Raw genomic sequence first — 18,008 nt, 5'->3', positions numbered from 1 at the left:
AATTTTCATGCAGCCGGACGATCCGGACGGTTCGGGCGGAAAATGGACGATGGCGATCCCCGCCGCAGACCTTCTCCCGGTGTCTGCAAAATTCGTTCCCGTCGGGATTTTCTTCTGCAAGATAGATAATGGTTCGGAAGCGGCAAACGGTTGTGTCGGAAGAAATTCCGTGCAGATCGAGATCGGAAATCCAGTAAAATACGTACCTTTATAGTTCTAACCTAATCTGCTTATGAAACGAATACGACTTTTGCGCTTTGCGCAGCTTTTTCTAACGGCGGTTGTGTTGGGAACGGGATCTCCCGCACGAACGCAATCCTTGGCTCCCGAACATTTCGAACGGCAGCCGATGGACCGGATGGCGGCCTGGAACTATGCGCTGGTACGCACTTACGAACGGGCTCCGGTATCGCGCTTGTTGACTTACGTGCGCGAGAATTACGGGATTCAATATACGGCCCTCGCGCGCATCGTGCCGCAGGTCGAGGTGGACGGCCGCATTTATACCGCGGCCGAGGCGACCGATATTCGCGTGGAGGATTTTCCGGGCGGCGTCGAGGCGCGTTTCCGGCTCGGCGGCGTCGAGGTCGAGAGCCGGTTTACGCCGTTGATGGTCGGTACGGGCGAATCCACCCGGGTCGGGGCCGCCGTGTACAGCATCCGCACCGAACCGAAAGCGACGGTGCGCCTGATGATCGGCGAATCGTTTTGGCAACGGTCGGCTTTCGAGGATATGAACAAAGTGCCGTTCGAGCCGCTCGACCCGCGCGACAACCGGATCGACAAGCAGGGTAAAACCTACCTGATCGCCACCGGCGAACATAGTGCGATTACCGGAGTGCGGACTTCCGCCGTCGTCGATGTCCGGCGCGGCGATGGCGGGGGAGAGTACCTCGATTGCGCTTTCGCCGGCGGGTCGGGCGAAGTGTTGCTCGCCTTTGCCGAAGACCGGGCCCGGGTGGCGAAGATCTCCGGACTCGATATATCCCGGGCGTTGGCCGATGTCGACTGTCATTACGGGGAATTGCTTGCGAACCGGATCGAGACTCCCGATTCGCTGCTCGACCGGGCCTTCGGCAGCGCGCTGACCACGCTCGAATATACCTGGGTCGATCCGTACGGCTGGGTCGAGTGCATCCATCACTGGACTTCGCTGTGGCACATGCAGCAGACTGCGGCGGCCGAGTGGCTCGGTCAGACCGACCGTTCGCGCGCCACGACGCTCAAACAGGCCGAGATGATCAATTCCGACGGGTCGATCCCGCATTTCGCGCCGTTCGGTTTTACGCGTCGCGATTTCGGCGGGACGAACCAGTTCTGGGCATGGCAGGTGCGCCGTTACTGGAATTTTACCGGCGACCTCGATTTTGCCGCCGCGACGGCGCCCGTGCTCGACCGGGTAATCGGCCAGACGTTCGCCGAATACGACAGGAATGACAATTTGCTGCTCGGCTGGGGCCTGCAGATCGGCAATCAGGAAGATTACGTGGCTACCGCCGGCGACGGAACGACCCCGTCGGTCGAAGGGATCAACATGATGCGTACTCGCAGCGAACTGGCCGCCGGACTCGGGGATACTACCGCGTCGCTGCTGTGGCGCGCCCGCGCCGACGAGACCGTCTCGCGGCTGCGCGCGAAATTGTGGCGTTCCGATCTCGGGCGGTTCGTCTATTTCGACGATCTGCAGGGCAATCCCCGGCTCGACGGACAGTACCATACGCTGACCTATCCGGCTATTTTCGGGATAACCGACCTGTTGGATTCCTATACGTCGCTCCGACACCTGTCCGACCGGCTGACCGACAGCTCCGGAGCGATTTATTGTTCCAATAATTTTCCGTATCATGCGGTCGGGACCTGGGGAATGCAGGCCGGAGCCGCTCAGCAGCCGTGGGGCGCGTGGGGATACGCGGCCGCCGGGTTGCGCAACCGGGTGTCCGATCCGTTGCATGCGCTGGCCGGCTGGGTAATGGACGACAACCACCGGGGATCGTGGCCCGAAGTTTCGACCGAAGCGGTTCCGGCTTATTTCTCGGCTCCGGCAGGGTTGTATGTGGCGGCTGTGGTCGAGGCGCTTTTCGGCCTGGAAATGCACGCTCCGGAGGGGTGTATCCGGGTGTCGCCCAATTTTCCGGACGATTGGCCTTCCGCTTCGATGCGGCTGAAAAACCATCGGGTCGATTTCCGGCGATCCGGAAACCGGCTCGAATACGACCTGCATACGACCGCGAAACTCGCCCGGAAAATCCGATGGTCGTTACCTGTTTGCACGAACGTGCGGCTGACCGATCACGGCGAACCGATTCCGGTTCGCCTGCGGTCCGGTATCGACGGCGTGTTCGCCGAAGCCGAACTGCCAGCCGAGAATCATTCGCGGATTGTCGTGACGTTCGATCCCGTGCCGTTGAACCTTTCGGTTCCCGGATCGGTGGCCGAAGGCGAATCGTTACAGGTCGCGCTGCAGGGCGCCGAATTGCTCGGAATCGAGGACCGCGGCGGCTTATTGGCGTCGGTATGCACCGACGGAAATGTTCTGCGGGGGACTCTGAAAAAGGGATTGCTCGACGAGTACCGGTCGTTCGGGGCGTTGGGCGAACTGAATTTCAGCCGGCGTACGCTGTTCGTGCGCGCCCAGACCGGCGAGGGCGTCGGGTTTTACATTCCGGTCGACCTGACCGTATTGCCCCGGTTCGAGGCCGTACCGCTCGGCGGATTGAAGTTTACGGACTCTTTGTCGGCGGACGTATTGCTGCGAAACAATACCGACCGGGCCGTGACGGGCCGGGCCGTGCTGCGTGTCGGAGAAGCCGCTTTCCCGTTCTGCGTCGATCTGGCGCCGCGCAGCGAGTGCCGGCGGAATATCGCTTTCGGAGCGGGCGACGCAACGCTCTTTGCGCCGGGCGTCAATTGTGCCGAATTGACCTTGCCCGGCGGAGAGTCGCTTCCGCTGAGGCTGGCGTTCGGCGACCTGCCGGAAGCCGGGCCGTTCGATTCGTTCCTGAAAGAGAATCTGCGTCCGATCGCGATCGACGGATTGCTCGATACGCCCGACAAATCGTGGCAGAAAGTCCGGAAATACCAGGCCTTTTATCATCCGCCCTGGCACTCCTGCCCGCCGCCGATGGAGGCGCTCGATACGACTCGCGAGTTCCGTGTGCCGCAGATTCCTGGGCTATCGTTCCGGGTTCCGTCGCACCGCTTCGCGGCTTTGTCGCGCAGCAACGGAACTCCGTTTATCCGGATTCCGGGCGACGGTTTGCATTGTAAAAAACTTTATTTCCTGTTCGTGCCGTTGCTCGATAATGCCGATATGTTCACCCGCGTGGCGCGTATCACCGTGCGCGATGCGGAAGGGGGCGAGGTGACGCGGACGCTGAGTTTTCCGGGCGATCTGGATTGGTCGTGCCCGCCGTCGGCCGTGGGAAAGTTCGCGACGACGCAGCAGAACCGTTCGTTGACGGCTCCTCCGTTGTCGCTGCTTTCTCCGGTTCAGGCCGATCGGCCCGAGGGCCGGGCTCCGGCTTTTCCGCAGCCGGTATGGTGGAGCGGCAGCGCGGCAGCGGTCACCCGTTCGGGTGTCTTCGCGGTGGTCGAGCTCGATTTGGAACGTATCCGCGAATTGGCGTGGATCGACTTGGAAGCGCTGGACGATATTTCCGCGCTGGGACTGGTGGCCGTTACCGGTTATTCGGCCGACCGTTTCGGCGCGCTGGCCGGTACGCCGTGGTTTCCGCCCGCCCGCCGGTTGCCCCCGGTGCCGTTGTTCGATCTGACGGCTCCCGATTCGCTGTCCCGGTGGCAGATCGAGGGAGATGCGTTCTCGGTCGCTCCGGTGCCTGCCTTGTTCAACGAAGCGACCCTGAATTCGCTGGCCAAAAACGGAGAAACCGCCGTGGGCCGGGCATTGTCGCCGGCGTTCCGGTTGCCGGAGTGGTGTGCGAAGCTCGACTTCGACACCCAGGGAGGAACGGCGATGAAAGATCCCGACGGGAACGAAACGCTCTGTATTCGGCTGCTGGACGCCGATACCGGCCGCGAGCTGGCTGTCATGCTGTCGGCCGGGGTACACAGTCTTACGCACCGATACATGGACGTTTCGGCCTTTTCCGGCCGCAATCTGCGACTCGAACTGGTCGATCGGAACACCCGGACTTCTTATGCATGGATCGGCCTGCGGAGGGTTTGTATGATGCCGTAGCGACAGTCGGACGAAAGCGCGGTTGATGCCGCACGGTCGTCGGTTATTCGATTCTTTTCGCGTGATGATCGTACTCCGGTCGTCACGCGAAAATTTTGTGCGATCGTAGAGCATACCGGCGATCGGGACGTGCGGGATATTCCGGTTTCGTCTTTAAACGGGGCCAGGGGGCTTTTAAAAGGCCGTAGCCCTTTGTTGAAATAAAGCAGGCTGACAATCATTAGATTGTCAGCTGCTTGTGGTCCCAGCAGGACTCGAACCTGCATTTAAAGTTTAGGAAACTTCCGTTCTATCCCTTGAACTATGAGACCGTCCATTTATCCTCTCCGTAAAAGGGAATAAAAGTTATCCGGTTATTTCGAAAAATCGCCGCCGTTATAGGCCCATTTGACGTAAATGGAGCCCCAAGTGTAACCGCCGCCGAAAGCCGAAAGGATTAGATTGTCGCCTTTGCGCAGCCGCGATTCGTAGTCCCACAGGCAGAGCGGAATGGTGCCTGCGGTCGTGTTGCCGAACTTGTTGATGTTGATCATGCACTTCTCTTTGGCGAGTCCCATGCGGTGGGCCGTCGCTTCGATGATGCGCAGGTTGGCCTGATGCGGAACCAGGTAGGCGATGTCGTCCGGAGTCAGCTTATTGCGTTCCATGATTTCGACCGACGTATCCGCCATGTTCGATACGGCGGCTTTGAATACGGCCTGTCCTTCCTGATAGACGTAGTGCCAGTTGTTTTCGACGGTTTCGTGCGTGGCCGGATAGGCCGAGCCGCCCGCCTTCATGTAGAGGTGTTGGCCGCCGCCGCCGTCCGAGTGCAGGATAGCGTCCTGTACGCCGTAGCCTTCGGTCGAAGGCTCCAGCAGCACGGCTGCCGCGCCGTCCCCGAAGATCGGGCAGGTGTTGCGGTCTTTGTAGTTGATGATCGACGACATTTTGTCGGCGCCGATCACGATCACTTTTTTTATGCGTACCGGCTTCGATGTATTTGGAAGCCGTGTTCAGTGCAAACAGGAAGCCGCTGCAGGCTGCGGACAAGTCGAACCCGAACGCCTGTTTCATCCCGGTCTTGTAACAGATCAGATTGGCCGTCGACGGAAAGAACATGTCGGGGGTGACCGTTGCGCAGATCACCATTTCGATATCCATCGGGTCGGTATTGGTCTTTTCGAGCAGGTCGAGGACGGCTTTTTCGCCCATAAACGAGGTGCCCAGCCCTTCTCCTTTCAGGATGTGGCGGGTCTTGATGCCGATACGCGACATGATCCATTCGTCGGATGTATCGACCATCTGGCTCAACTCGATATTGTCCAGAATGTAATCGGGCAAATATGCGCCGACGCCAGTTATTGCTGCGGTTTTCTTTTTTGCCATTAACTAAATCTTTCTCGTAGTTTGGAATCCAGCTGAGCCTTGATGGTTTTTTCGGTCTGGAGCACCATGTTCTTGATCGCTTCGGCACTCGAACAGCCGTGACCGATCAGCACCGGAGCGTTGATGCCCAGTACAGGGGTTCCGCCTACCGTTTCGTAATTGAGTTTGTTGAAATAGCTGTTTTTCAGACCGTCGTGCAGGGCCATCGAATAGACGCCTTCCACCTGTTTGATGATCGTATTGCCGACGAACCCGTCGCATACCACCACGTCGGCCACTTCACCGGAAAACAGGTGTTTGGCTTCGATGTTGCCGACGAAATTGAAATCGTGGCAGTTTTCCATCATCTCGTAGGCGGCTTTGGTCTGCTGGTTGCCCTTCTCCTTCTCTTCTCCGATGTTCAGCAGGGCGATGCGCGGGTTTTCCTTGTGCATGACCCCCTGCGCATACAGGTTGCCGATCGTACCGTATTGGCACAACACTTCGGGCTTGCAATCCACGTTCAGTCCGACATCGAGGAGCATCACTTCGCCGCCGTCGATGGTCGGGATGACCGACGAGATGGCCGGGCGGATGATTCCTTCGATCTGCTTGACGGTGCACATACAGCCGACCATCATCGCCCCGGTGCTGCCGGCGCTCGCGAAACCGTCGATTTTCTGTTCCATCAGGTAACGGAAGCCGACCGCGATGCTGGAATCGGGTTTCTGGCGGAATGCCTGCGACGGATTGTCTCCCATGCCGATAACCTCGGTTGTCGGTACGATTTCGAACGTGTCGGGCGGGCAGTTCTCGCGCGACAGAATCTCCTCGATCCGGACTTTGTCTCCGAACAGGACGATTTTGCTGTCCCTGCCGATGAGGCCGGACGCTTTGATGGCACCCGACACCACCGCCTGCGGAGCATAATCTCCGCCCATTGCGTCAATTCCTATTTTCGTCATACGGTTATGACTTTAGGACTCTATTCGGCTTTCTTTTCGATCGCTAAGCGGCCTCTGTAGAATCCGCATTCGGGACATACCCGGTGGTAAAGCACGGCTGCTCCGCAGTTCGAGCAGGTAGAAATCGTAGGTGCTTCGGCTTTGTAATGAGTTCTTCTTTTGTCCCGTCTCGTGCTCGAGATCTTACGTTTAGGATGTGCCATTTTTAAAGATATTTACTACTGTTAGTATTCTCGTTTATTTTTCGTTTGTAGACTTTTTCGTTTTTAGTTTGTCTTGTAGCGTTTCGGTCTGCTCGTTGCCGGTGAGCCGGTCGAATTCCTCTTCGCTTACGATGTTGAACCGCGCCAGCATGTCCGGATCGCAACCGCTTTTACCATCGCTGCCGACAGGGTGCACCCGCTGGTAAGGCAAGCTCAAACAGATGCTTTCGTAGATGTACTGCGACAAGTCGATCTCGGTTTCGGACGGGCCGATCCACATCACCTCGCCGTCGCTTTCCTGCTCCGTTTCGCTGTAGCGGACGGCAAGCGTTCCCGTATAGCCGACCGGCATCATGAACTCTTCGAGGCAGCGGTCGCAGGTCACGCAGACTTCCCCTTCGATCCTGAAATCGAGGGTCAGCAGGTTGCTTTGCTTGTTCAGCACGACCTGTACATCGGCTTTTCCCCGATGGATTTCAGATCCTTCGAAAGCTTCGAAAAAGCGATCGCCGATTTTGAAATCGAATCGGTGTGTCCCGACACTCAGCGCCTTATGGGCTATGGAACATTTTGTAAGCGTACTCATCCTATGCTAAAACAGACCGCAAAGGTATATAATTTAAACGTAATTGCCAAACCTTCCGTGAATAATAGAGTATCCTATCCGTGCTAACGGGAAACGTACCTTCCGTATTGTCCGGAGTGCCGGCCGGAAGGTACGGAATCCCGTTTCCGCCGATCGTCCGCGCTATGGACGTTGCGACTTTGCGATTAATGTCAGGTCGCACAACGCGATGGCCATCGCCGCTTCGACGACGACCGGTGCGCGCAGCGCGATGCAGGCGTCGTGACGGCCCTTGATCTTCAACTCTTCGGGTTTCCCGGTTTCCGTGTTCAGCGTGATTTGCGGCGACGAGATGCTGGAGGTCGGTTTGACGACGACCCGCGCCACGACCGGATTGCCGTTGGTGATCCCGCCGGTAATTCCTCCGGCGTTGTTCGTGGCCGTGGTTCCGTCCGGCGAAATGATCGGGTCGTTGTGCTCGCTGCCGCGCATCCGGGCCGCTTCGAATCCGGCGCCGAATTCCACGCCTTTGACGGCCGGGATCGAGAAGAACAGGTGGCTGATGACGCTCTCCGCCGAATCGAAAAACGGTTCGCCGAGCGAGTGCGGTACGCCGGTGGCCGTGCATTCGACGATACCGCCCACCGAATCCTGCGAACGCAGCGCGGCTTCGACGACTTTCGGGAAATCGTCCGGGTTGTTACAGTTGTCGATCTCAAGGATGCGGCTTTCGATCCGGATCTTGCCGCCCAGTATTTTTTTTGCTACCACGCCGGCCGCGACCAGCCCGAGGGTCAGCCGGCCGGAGAAGTGTCCGCCGCCGCGGTAATCGGCGAATCCCCTGAACTTTTGTATCGCCACCCAGTCCGAATGCGACGGGCGCGGATGCGTGATCAGGTTTTTGTAGTCGCCCGACAGCGTGTTTTCGTTGTGGAACAGGATGGTCAACGGCGCGCCGGTCGTGCGGCCGTTGAAGACGCCCGTCAGCAGGTGCGGCGTATCGCTCTCCTTACGCGGCGTCGTGCCGCGTTTGCCGCTTTTGCGGCGGCCGAGGTCTTTTTCGAAAGAGGTCTCGTCGAGTTCGAGTCCCGCGGGTACTCCGTCGAGGGTCACGCCGACCGCTTCGCCGTGCGACTCTCCGAATATGGAAATTCTGAATAATCTGCCAAAACTGTTCATTTCGGTTTATTTTTAGGATCAGGCCCGTCGCAAAGTGAAAAAGCCTGTGCGTATCCGTAATTATTTACAATTTATCTTCCGCCTCGCGTCCGGCCAGATTTCTGAAATCGTCCCAGAATTCCGGATAGGATTTGTCGACCGCTTCGGCTCCGCGGATCGTGACGGCCCCGTCGCTGTTCAGCGCCGCTACCGCCGCCGCCATGGCGATCCGGTGGTCGTTGTGGCTGCTGACCGTAGCGCCGTGAATCGTTCCGCCGATGATCCGCATCTCGTTCTCCGTCTCGATGTCCACCGCAACTCCCATGCCGCCGAAAACGTCGGCGAGGGTTTGGGCGCGGTTGCTCTCCTTGTGGATGAGCCGGTGTGTGCCTCGGATGATCGAAGTGCCGTCGCAGTTGGCGGCGAGCGCGGCGAGCGCCGGGAAAAGGTCGGGGCAGTGCGTCGCGTCGAATTCGAACGCGTGCAGTTCGTTACGGCGGACGGTGACCGAATCGGCCGTCGTCGTGATTTCGGCCCGGCCCGGGTCAGGGCGTCGATGATGGCCGTGTCGGCTTGTAGCGACAGCGGATTCAGGTTTTCGACCGTGATCCGACCGGCCGTGGCTCCTGCGACCAGCAGGCACGAGGCGCCGCTCCAGTCGCCTTCGATGCGGTAGCGCGTCGGGACGTAGCGTTGGCCTCCTTCGATGAAGAACTGCCGGTAGTCGTTGTGTTTGATGTCGATGCCGAAATTTTTCAGCAGTCCGATCGTCATGTCGATGTACGGCCGGCTTTTGAGGTCGTTGACCGTCAGGGTCGTGTCCTGTGCGGCCAGCGGCAGCGCCATCAGCAGCCCGGTGATGAACTGCGAACTGAGCGAACCGTCGACCGTAATGTTGCCGCCGCGGATGGCTCCCCGGATGTGGATCGGCAGGTAGCCTCCTTGCGAACTGACCGTCGCGCCGAGTTGCCGCAGCGGTTCTTCCATCATCGAGATCGGGCGTTTGAGGATCGATCCTTTGCCGGTCAGCGTGATGGTTTCGGTGCAGAGCGCCGTGATCGGCGTGAATAGGCGGGTCGCCAGGCCCGATTCGCCGATGTTCAGTTGGCGTTTGCGCGGATGCAGGCCGCCGTGCAGCGTGTATGTGTCTTCGTGAGCCGATATTTTCGCGCCGAGATCGGCGGCGACTTGCAGCGCGGCGCGGGTGTCGTTGCACTGCACCATATTCGACAGGACGCTTTCGCCCTCGCACAGCAGCGCGGCGGCGATCGCCCGCTGCGCGTAGCTTTTCGATGCGGGGGCGGTAACGCTGCCCGATACGGTTCCTTCGGATAGGGTGATGTCCATGTGTTAACGCAGTTAAAGTCTTGTCCCAGATAGACCTTGCGCACCATTTCGTCGTTGGCCAGGTCTTCGGCCGTGCCGGCTTTCAGGATGCGTCCCTCGAACAACAGGTAGGTGCGGTCGGTAATCGACAGGGTTTCGTGCACGTTGTGGTCGGTGATGATAACGCCGATGTTCTTGTTTTTCAGGGTTGCCACGATGCTCTGTATGTCTTCGACGGCGATCGGGTCGACCCCGGCGAACGGTTCGTCGAGCAGGATGAACTTCGGGTTGATCGCCACCGCCCGGGCGATCTCGGTGCGTCGTCGCTCGCCGCCCGAAAGTTGGATGCCTAGGCTTTTGCGCACTTTGGTCAGCCGGAACTCTTCGATCAGGTTTTCGAGCCGTTCCTTCTGATACTCTTTCGTGAAATTGGTCATCTGCAGGACGGCCCGGATGTTGTCCTCGACCGACAGTCGGCGGAATACCGAAGCTTCCTGAGCCAGGTAGCCGACCCCCTTCTGGGCGCGTTTGTAGACCGGCTCGTTGGTCAGTTCCTGGTCTTCGAGGAAAATCGAACCCTCGTTGGGCTTGATCAGTCCGACGATCATATAGAACGTCGTGGTCTTGCCGGCGCCGTTCGGGCCGAGCAGCCCGACGATCTCCCCCTGGTTGACTTCGATCGACACATGGTCGACCACCGTGCGGGTTTTATAGCGTTTTACCAGGTCTTTCGTGTATAGTCTCATAGGGTTGGATACGCAGTGTGCGAAAAATTTTCTACAAAGTTAGTTAAATTCAGAAATTATTCTTATCTTTCCTTTATTAAATAGGTTTGTTGTCAAATAATATTGGATGTAGATGTCTGATAAAGAGGTTTCTAAGCTATATCATTGCTTAAAGGAGTATTTCGGATTCGATAATTTCAAAGGAAATCAGGAGGCGGTGATCCGCAACGTGCTGGATGGGAACGATACGTTCGTGCTGATGCCTACCGGAGGCGGCAAATCGCTGTGTTATCAACTTCCCGCGCTGATGATGGACGGCGTGGCTATCGTCATTTCGCCGTTGATCGCGTTGATGAAAAATCAGGTCGATGCGATGCGCACGTTCAGCATGGTGGACGGCGTCGCCCATTTTCTGAATTCGTCGCTGAACAAGGCGGCCGTCACGAAGGTCAAAGAGGACGTGCTGGCCGGGAAAACCAAATTGCTGTATTTCGCTCCCGAATCGCTTACCAAAGAGGATAACGTCAATTTCCTGCGGAAAATCAAAATATCGTTCTATGCGATCGACGAGGCGCACTGTATTTCGGAATGGGGACACGATTTCCGCCCGGAGTACCGCCGCATTCGTCCGATCATCAACGAGATCGGGCAGGCGCCGCTGATCGCGCTGACCGCGACGGCTACGCCGAAAGTACAGATGGACATTCAGAAGAACCTCGGTATGCTCGACGCTTCGGTATTCAAGTCGTCGTTCAACCGGCCGAATCTTTTCTACGAGATCCGTTCGAAGGCGAATGCCACGAAGGATATTATCCGTTATATCAAAAACCACGAGGGACAGTCCGGGATCATTTACTGCCTGAGCCGCAAGAAGGTCGAGGAATTGGCCGAACTGCTGGCCGCCAACAACATCAAGGTCGCTCCGTACCATGCCGGGATGGATGCCGCGACGCGGGCCGGCAACCAAGACAAGTTCTTGCACGAACAGGTCGACGTAATCGTGGCGACCATCGCGTTCGGGATGGGGATCGACAAGCCCGACGTGCGTTATGTGATCCATTACGACATTCCGAAAAGTCTCGAAGGGTATTATCAGGAGACCGGCCGCGCCGGCCGCGACGGCGGGGGCGGGCAGTGCATCGCCTTTTACAGTTACAAGGATATCCAGAAGCTCGAAAAATTCATGCAGGGCAAACCGTTGGCCGAGCAAGAGATCGGCAAGCTGCTGCTGCAGGAGACGGTCTCCTATGCCGAGAGTTCGGTGTGTCGCCGCAAGACGTTGCTGCACTATTTCGGCGAGGAGTTTCCCGAGGAGAACTGCGGTTGCTGCGACAACTGCGTCAATCCGAAGCCGCGTTTCGAGGGACGCGACCACCTGCGGTTGCTGCTGCGCGTGTTGCAGGCCATTGGCGATAAGTTCAAGGCCGACTACCTGGTCAACATGTTGGTCGGTCGCAACAACGCCCTGATCAAGTCTTATAATCACCATAAGAGCGAGTGGTTCGGCATCGGCGACGATCACAACGACCGTTTCTGGGGAGCCGTAGTGCGCCAGGCGTTGATCCTCGGGCTGGTCGACCGCAACATCGAGAATTACGGCCTGCTGTCGATCAACGAGGCGGGCGAGGAGTATATCGAGAATCCCTATTCGGTGATGATGACCGCCGACCACGAGTACGATGATACGGACGACGACGAGTCGGTTTCACCGCCGGCCGGCAAAGGCGGGGTAGCCGACGAGGAACTTTTCGCGATGCTGAAGGACCTGCGCAAGAAGGTGGCCCGGCAGATGGAGTTGCCGCCGTTCGTGGTATTCCAGGATCCGTCGCTCGAAGACATGTCGATTCAGTACCCGGTTACGCTTGAGGAGATGCAGAACATCACGGGCGTCGGCGTCGGCAAGGCAAAGAAGTTCGGCAAGCCGTTCGTCGAACTGATTAAGAAATACGTCGATGAAAAAGACATCGTCCGTCCGCAGGACATGGTGGTCAAGAGCGTGGTCAACAAGAGCGGCAACAAGGTGTTCATCATTCAGAGCATCGACCGTCAGATGGATTTTGAAGACATTGCCAAAGCGCGCGACATGGATTTCGAAGAGTTGCTCGGCGAGATCGAAGCCATCATCCATTCCGGGACGAAACTCAATATAGGCTATTACGTGAACGAGGTGATCGACGAGGAGAAGGCCGAAGAGATCTATCTCTATTTCAAGGAGGACGCCGAGAGCGATTCGCTCGAAGAGGCGGTCAAGGAGCTCGGCCCCGATTTCACCGAAGAGGAGATCCGGCTGGTAAGGGCCAGGTTCATGAGCGAAATGGGGAACTGATCAACGGTAATACGGCGGAATGATGCCGGACTCGTCCGATACGGGTCCGGCATAACGTTAATTGCCGGGGACTTTCCCTGCATAATGGAGGAAAGGACGAAGCGTTGTGATTAGAAATTGTTTAAATAATCTGATTATGAATAAATTGGGTGTAATGAAGTTGCGAAAAAGGATTTGGAACGGATCGTTGTGTTTGGCCGCAGCGGTTTTTACGCTGTGCGCGTGCAGCAAAGATGAGTCGGATCCGCCGCTTGCGGCCGGAGACGTGGCTGTGGACGTGGTGCTGACGCCCCGCGGCTTCGAAGATCAGATTTACACCTCTTATCTTTACATGATTCCGTTCGTAACGGACTACCAGGGCGTGAATGTGGAAGGATTGCTGACGAAAGATATTTTCAAGCTGTCGCTGGTGAGTCCGCGTAGCGGGGCGACGATCGAACTGAAGATGCACGAAAGCGAGCTCAACGAAGAGGTCGTCGGGCAATATACGCTGCCCCGCAGCGGGGATACGTTGTGGATGCAGCCCCGCATGGTCTGGAAGTACGATGCGTTGCGCCGGTTCGACCGGACGCGCAACCTGGCGCTGCGCTGGACGATCTCGGCCGACGGCAGGGAGATTTGTACCGTCGATCGCACCTTTTCGTGCCGTTCGGTCAGTCAGTGTGTGAACGCCTTGATCGTATATCCGTACGAGCGACCGCAGGGGCTGGTCGTCAACGAGGACGATGCGGTCGAAATTCCCGAGATGTTCACCGGTTACGTCGAAGAGGAAAATCCGGAGATCGACCGGATTATGGAGCAGGCGCTTCAGGAGGTCGCTTTGCCGTTGGGATTCAACGGTTACCAGTCGGGCGATGAAAATTACCTGTTTCAGCAGATGTGCGCGATCTGGTACGTTTTGCAGCAGACAGGGGTCAGTTACAGCAATGCGACCCAAATTCCCGGTCAGGCGGAGGATGTCAGGGTGCAAAACGTCGTTTTTTTAGTCAGGCTTTGGCCAGCGCGCAGGCGAACTGCGTGGAGGGAACCTGTATGCTGGCTTCGATCTACCAACGGTTCGATCTGTTTCCGTACTTGATTCTGAAACCGAATCACATGTTTTTGGGCATCGGCGATGCGAACGGGGATCTGACTTATTTTCTCGAAACGACCATGATCGGTAACGTCCGGCTGGACGCTCTGGCGACGGCGGAGGAGAAATGGGAGGCGAGCAAGGCCAATTTTAAAAACGCAATGGCGGTGGCGAAGGAGGAATTCGACGAGGTGAAGTCCCGTGTGGATGCCGGAGATCCGTATTATGCGGTGATCGACCTGAAAGAAGCCCGGAAAACGATCCCGTCGATCAATTACGGCAGCGTACGGACCGATTCGAAAGGCAAAGTGATGTTGGTGCGCTGATAACGTGACGGAGAGACCTATGTATGTAAAACCCAAAAAACACCTCGGTCAGCATTTCCTGACCGATTTGTCGGTCGCGAAACGGATTGCGGACAGCCTGCGGGCCGATCGTTGCTCCACGGTGCTCGAAGTGGGGTGCGGCACCGGCGTGCTGACGAAGTTCCTGCTCGAAAGGACGGATATTACGCTCTACGGCGCCGAAGTCGATCCCGAGAGCGTCGCTTACTTGCACGAGCATTATCCGCAGTTCGCGCCGCGGTTGATCGAAGGCGATTTTTTGCGAATGGATCTGGCGCAGCGGTTTCCCGACGGGGTAAACGTGATCGGTAATTTCCCGTACAATATTTCGTCGCAGATTTTTTTCAAAATTCTGGAATACCGCGACCGGGTGCCCGAAGCGGTCGGGATGGTGCAGCGCGAGGTGGCCGTGCGGATAGCCGAAAAGCCCGGTACGAAAGACTACGGGATTCTGAGCGTTTTTTTGCAGGCTTTTTACGATATCGAGTACCTGTTTACGGTCGGCGAGGGGGTGTTCAACCCGCCTCCGAAAGTCAAGAGCGCCGTGATCCGGCTGACGCGCAACGGGGTAGAGAGACTCGGTTGCGACGAGGTGCTGTTCGCCCGGGTGGTCAAGGCCGTTTTCAACCAGCGCCGCAAGACGATCCGCAATTCGCTGCGCGCCGCGTTCGGCGACCTGGGAGGAGACGAACATGCGTTTTTCCCGCTGCGTCCCGAGGTGTTGAATGTCGCTCAATTCGTCGAACTAACCGATTGGGTAGCCGGACGGCTGCCCCGAAATAACCGAACTTAATTTTAATTCATGAAAAGGATCATTTTACTTGGATTGCTGTTGGCCGGAAATATCGGCCTCGGGCGGCCGGCACGGAGGGGCTGCGTTGCGAATACCTCGATAATCCGCTGGGGATCGACGTGACGTCGCCGCGGCTGAGTTGGAAAGTCGTTTCCGGCAAGCGCGGGGACTGCCAGACCGCTTACCGCATTCTGGTGGCCTCTTCTGCGGAACTGCTGAAAAAGGATCGGGGGGATCTTTGGGACAGCGGCCGGGTGCCTTCCGACCGGTCGATTCAGGTCGAGTATGCCGGCAAGCCGCTGGAATCCCGTATGCGCTGTTACTGGAAGGTGCAGGTGTGGGATGCCGCGGGGAAGGCGGGGCCGTGGAGCGAGCCCGCGATGTGGAGCATGGGGCTGCTGACCGAACGGGATTGGGGCGGCGCCCGTTGGATTGCCTACCGCGACGATGCGCAGTGGCGCGAGCAGTGGCAGGCTCACAAGGATCGGGAGAACAGTCACCGCGAACCGACGTGGCCGTGGTTCGTCGGAACCGGCCGGACGATTTGGGAACTGTACGATATGGCTTCTCCGCATTACGATCCGTCGCCGCTGTTTCGCAAAGAATTCGCGCTCGGGAAGAAAGTGAAGGCAGCTACGCTGTACGTGACCGGGGTGGGGTATTACGAAGCCTTTCTGAACGGGGAAAAAATCGGCGATCACGTCCTCGATCCTGCCTGGACGAATTTTCATAAACGGACGTTTTACGTACCTACGATGTGACCGCCGATGTCCGGCGCGGGGACAACGCGCTGGGGATCATGGTCGGACGCGGACAGTACAACCCGTTGTGCAACGATATCTGGCGATTGGGCAGCTCCCTGTGGGTCGGACAGCCGAAGGCGATCGCGTTGCTCAGCGTCGAATACGCCGACGGGACGACTGCTGATATAGTGACCGACGGCAGTTGGACGACCGCCGGCGGTCCGATTCTTTACGACGATACCCGGCACGGGGAGTTGTACGACGCCCGCGAAGAGAAAGCCGGGTGGAACCGGCCGGGATTCGTCGCGGACGGCTGGAGGCCCGCGGCCGTGGTCGACGGCAGCGGGCCGCTGTATGCCCAGATGATGCCGCCGGTACGTTGTTTCGCTCCGATCGCCCCGGTCAAAACCTTCGATAAAGGGAACGGACGTACGGCTTACGATATCGGCCGGAACATCGCCGGGTGGGCGCGGGTGCGCGTCAGCGGTCCGGCCGGAGCGCGGGTGCTCGTGGAGTACTGCGAACTGCCATCCGATCCGGAACTCGTGCCGGATATCCATCCGTCGAAAATGAAATTCAAAATCGGCGATCCCGATTACGCGTCGTTTTACGACAAGTCGATCAATATCCGGCAGCAGAACGGTTACATTCTTAAAGGCGGCGGGCCGGAGACGTTCGAATGTCGTTTTTCGTACAAAGGCTTCCAGTATATCCGCGTGACTGCGGACGAGGGGGTTACCGTCGAGCGGGTCGAAGGCGTTCCGGTGCATACCGACGTGGCCGACGCCGGATCGTTCGTCTGTTCGAACGAGACGGTCAACCGTTTGCAGCAGATGTCGCGCGCGACGCTGCTGAACAATATCCACAGCATCCCGACCGACTGTCCGCACCGCGAGAAGCAGGGCTGGACGGCCGATACCTATATGACCGACCAGACGGCGATCTACAATTTCGATATGGCGGCTTTCTATGCGAAATGGGCGACCGACCTGGCCGGTACGGCCGACCGGAACGGCGGACTGTGCACCGTGGCGCCGTCGACCGGGTACGACCAGAGCATTTCGACCGTGTGGCCGGCCGCTATCGTGTTCGTGCCGTGGGATCTGCTGTGCTATTACGGCGACCGCCGCGTGGTGGAGCGGCATTACGAAACGATGAAGCGTTTCGCCGAAAGCAGCCTGCTGCGTCAGGCGGACGGCAAGCCGGAGATCATCCGCGAGGTGCTCGGCGACTGGGTGTCGCCGCACATGACGTTGTCCGATACGCTGCAATCTTATGAGATGGCGCCGCCCGAAGGGCTGACTCTTTACGGGACGGCTTCGCACTACCGCGTCGTGAAATACCTCGCCGGGATCGCGCGTTACCTGGATCGCCCGCAGGAAGCCGAGCGGATGGACGCCTGGGCCGCGCGGATCGCCGAGAGTTTCAACCGCGAGTTTTTCGATCCGGCTACGAAGACCTATCACGGGGATAAGCCGACTCCGTACCGCCAGGCGGCGAACGTCGTTCCGCTCGAATACGGGATCGTTCCTCAGAGCGACCGGGACGCGGTACAGCGGAACCTGATTTCCGATCTGCAGAAGTACGACGGCCGCATCGGAACCGGCTTCGTCGGTACGATGGCCCTGATGGATCTGTTGCCGCAAGTCGATCCGGAATTGGCTTACCGGCTGGCGACCCAGCCCGCCTATCCGGGGTGGGGCTTTATGGTGGCCAACGGAGCCAATACGATGTGGGAAACGTGGGACGGCTCGGCTTCGCGCAACCATCCGCCGTTCTGCCTGATCAGCGGTTATTTCTACAAGTACCTGGCCGGGATCCGTTGCGTTTCGGAATATCCCGGATTCAAACGTTTCGTGATCGACCCGTCGGTGGTCGGCGATCTGACTTTCGTCGAGGCGTGGCACGATTCGATGTACGGTCGGATCGAAAGCGGCTGGAAGCGCGACGGCGAGCGGTTGACGCTCGACGTGACGGTGCCGGTCAATACGTCGGCGGTCGTTCACGTGCCGGCTGCGTCGGCGGAAGGGATCACCGAATCGGGCCGTCCGGCGGCGGAGGCCCCGGGCGTTCGGTTCTTGCGGATGGAGAACGGCAAGGCGTTGTACGAAGTGGTTTCGGGCACTTATCGTTTTCAAAGTTCTATTTAAATAAAAAGTGTGTCGGATCGTGCGTATTTGCCGGTTCGACACATTTTTTTGTCAAATAAAGCTATCTTTGTGTAACGAATTGAAAAAAATATA

The 18,008-nt window shown here is 58.1% G+C and carries 11 protein-coding genes, 1 tRNA gene and 4 pseudogenes; 8 read left to right on the top strand and 8 right to left on the bottom strand.

Annotated features, from left to right (window positions below; all coding sequences use genetic code 11):
- The first annotated feature begins 7 nt into the window (after nt 1-7).
- On the top strand, nt 8-214 hold the full coding sequence (locus tag DW082_RS05710) for a hypothetical protein (RefSeq protein WP_118457782.1): 207 nt from the start codon (nt 8-10) through the stop codon (nt 212-214).
- 18 nt (nt 215-232) lie between these two features.
- Nucleotides 233-4,198, top strand: a complete 3,966-nt coding sequence (locus tag DW082_RS05705; RefSeq protein WP_147386974.1) for a hypothetical protein — start codon at nt 233-235, stop codon at nt 4,196-4,198.
- A 239-nt stretch (nt 4,199-4,437) separates the two neighbouring features.
- On the opposite strand, the gene DW082_RS05700 is transcribed toward DW082_RS05705, so the two are convergent.
- From DW082_RS05700 to lptB, 8 genes and pseudogenes are all read right to left on the bottom strand, one after another.
- Nucleotides 4,438-4,509, bottom strand: a tRNA-Arg gene (locus DW082_RS05700).
- A gap of 42 nt (nt 4,510-4,551) precedes the next feature.
- Nucleotides 4,552-5,566 (bottom strand): annotated as a pseudogene (locus DW082_RS05695) (beta-ketoacyl-ACP synthase III).
- The gene (gene plsX, locus DW082_RS05690; RefSeq protein ID WP_081032592.1) at nt 5,566-6,510 is read right to left on the bottom strand and encodes a phosphate acyltransferase PlsX; all 945 of its coding nucleotides are present in this window, start codon (nt 6,508-6,510) and stop codon (nt 5,566-5,568) included. Before plsX ends, DW082_RS05695 begins: the two are co-directional and overlap by 1 nt.
- A gap of 20 nt (nt 6,511-6,530) precedes the next feature.
- Nucleotides 6,531-6,713: a 50S ribosomal protein L32 gene (gene rpmF / locus DW082_RS05685; RefSeq protein ID WP_081032593.1), complete on the bottom strand. Its 183-nt coding sequence runs from the start codon at nt 6,711-6,713 to the stop codon at nt 6,531-6,533.
- 34 nt (nt 6,714-6,747) lie between these two features.
- Nucleotides 6,748-7,299: a DUF177 domain-containing protein gene (locus DW082_RS05680; RefSeq protein ID WP_101572610.1), complete on the bottom strand. Its 552-nt coding sequence runs from the start codon at nt 7,297-7,299 to the stop codon at nt 6,748-6,750.
- A 162-nt stretch (nt 7,300-7,461) separates the two neighbouring features.
- Nucleotides 7,462-8,457: a chorismate synthase gene (locus DW082_RS05675; protein ID WP_101572612.1), complete on the bottom strand. Its 996-nt coding sequence runs from the start codon at nt 8,455-8,457 to the stop codon at nt 7,462-7,464.
- 64 nt (nt 8,458-8,521) lie between these two features.
- Nucleotides 8,522-9,783: pseudogene (gene aroA / locus DW082_RS05670) on the bottom strand (3-phosphoshikimate 1-carboxyvinyltransferase).
- Between the two features lie 14 nt (nt 9,784-9,797).
- Nucleotides 9,798-10,508 (bottom strand): annotated as a pseudogene (gene lptB, locus DW082_RS05665) (LPS export ABC transporter ATP-binding protein); the annotation flags it as partial.
- Nucleotides 10,509-10,620: 112 nt separating this feature from the next.
- Here lptB and recQ point away from each other — a divergent pair.
- From recQ to DW082_RS05635, 6 genes and pseudogenes are all read left to right on the top strand, one after another.
- The gene (gene recQ, locus DW082_RS05660; RefSeq protein ID WP_055204859.1) at nt 10,621-12,813 is read left to right on the top strand and encodes a DNA helicase RecQ; all 2,193 of its coding nucleotides are present in this window, start codon (nt 10,621-10,623) and stop codon (nt 12,811-12,813) included.
- A 136-nt stretch (nt 12,814-12,949) separates the two neighbouring features.
- Nucleotides 12,950-13,891 carry a hypothetical protein gene (locus DW082_RS05655; RefSeq protein WP_118457778.1) on the top strand — a complete coding sequence of 314 codons (942 nt, stop codon included), beginning with the start codon at nt 12,950-12,952 and terminating at the stop codon, nt 13,889-13,891.
- Nucleotides 13,846-14,211 (top strand): hypothetical protein, encoded by a 366-nt coding sequence (locus DW082_RS05650; protein ID WP_118457776.1) that lies wholly within the window; start codon nt 13,846-13,848, stop codon nt 14,209-14,211. Before DW082_RS05655 ends, DW082_RS05650 begins: the two co-directional genes overlap by 46 nt.
- Before the next feature lie 19 nt (nt 14,212-14,230).
- Nucleotides 14,231-15,022, top strand: a complete 792-nt coding sequence (gene rsmA, locus DW082_RS05645) for a 16S rRNA (adenine(1518)-N(6)/adenine(1519)-N(6))-dimethyltransferase RsmA (RefSeq protein WP_118457774.1) — start codon at nt 14,231-14,233, stop codon at nt 15,020-15,022.
- 311 nt (nt 15,023-15,333) lie between these two features.
- Nucleotides 15,334-16,088: pseudogene (locus DW082_RS15445) on the top strand (alpha-L-rhamnosidase N-terminal domain-containing protein); the annotation flags it as partial.
- Between the two features lie 39 nt (nt 16,089-16,127).
- The gene (locus DW082_RS05635) at nt 16,128-17,915 is read left to right on the top strand and encodes a family 78 glycoside hydrolase catalytic domain (protein ID WP_409049072.1); all 1,788 of its coding nucleotides are present in this window, start codon (nt 16,128-16,130) and stop codon (nt 17,913-17,915) included.
- The last annotated feature ends 93 nt before the right edge of the window (nt 17,916-18,008 follow it).

This window comes from Alistipes sp. AF48-12 (assembly GCF_003477565.1).
Taxonomy (GTDB): domain Bacteria; phylum Bacteroidota; class Bacteroidia; order Bacteroidales; family Rikenellaceae; genus Alistipes_A; species Alistipes_A hominis.
Note: the sequence above shows the minus strand (reverse complement) of the source record. Positions and strands in the feature narration are given on the sequence as shown.

Coding starts and splice junctions, on each gene's coding strand:
- DW082_RS05710 (WP_118457782.1), top strand. CDS start 8: ATGCAGCCGGACGATCCGGACGGTTCGGGCGGAAAATGGACGATGGCG.
- DW082_RS05705 (WP_147386974.1), top strand. CDS start 233: ATGAAACGAATACGACTTTTGCGCTTTGCGCAGCTTTTTCTAACGGCG.
- plsX (WP_081032592.1), bottom strand. CDS start 6,510: ATGACGAAAATAGGAATTGACGCAATGGGCGGAGATTATGCTCCGCAG.
- rpmF (WP_081032593.1), bottom strand. CDS start 6,713: ATGGCACATCCTAAACGTAAGATCTCGAGCACGAGACGGGACAAAAGA.
- DW082_RS05680 (WP_101572610.1), bottom strand. CDS start 7,299: ATGAGTACGCTTACAAAATGTTCCATAGCCCATAAGGCGCTGAGTGTC.
- DW082_RS05675 (WP_101572612.1), bottom strand. CDS start 8,457: ATGAACAGTTTTGGCAGATTATTCAGAATTTCCATATTCGGAGAGTCG.
- recQ (WP_055204859.1), top strand. CDS start 10,621: ATGTCTGATAAAGAGGTTTCTAAGCTATATCATTGCTTAAAGGAGTAT.
- DW082_RS05655 (WP_118457778.1), top strand. CDS start 12,950: ATGAATAAATTGGGTGTAATGAAGTTGCGAAAAAGGATTTGGAACGGA.
- DW082_RS05650 (WP_118457776.1), top strand. CDS start 13,846: ATGCTGGCTTCGATCTACCAACGGTTCGATCTGTTTCCGTACTTGATT.
- rsmA (WP_118457774.1), top strand. CDS start 14,231: ATGTATGTAAAACCCAAAAAACACCTCGGTCAGCATTTCCTGACCGAT.
- DW082_RS05635 (WP_409049072.1), top strand. CDS start 16,128: ATGATGCCGCCGGTACGTTGTTTCGCTCCGATCGCCCCGGTCAAAACC.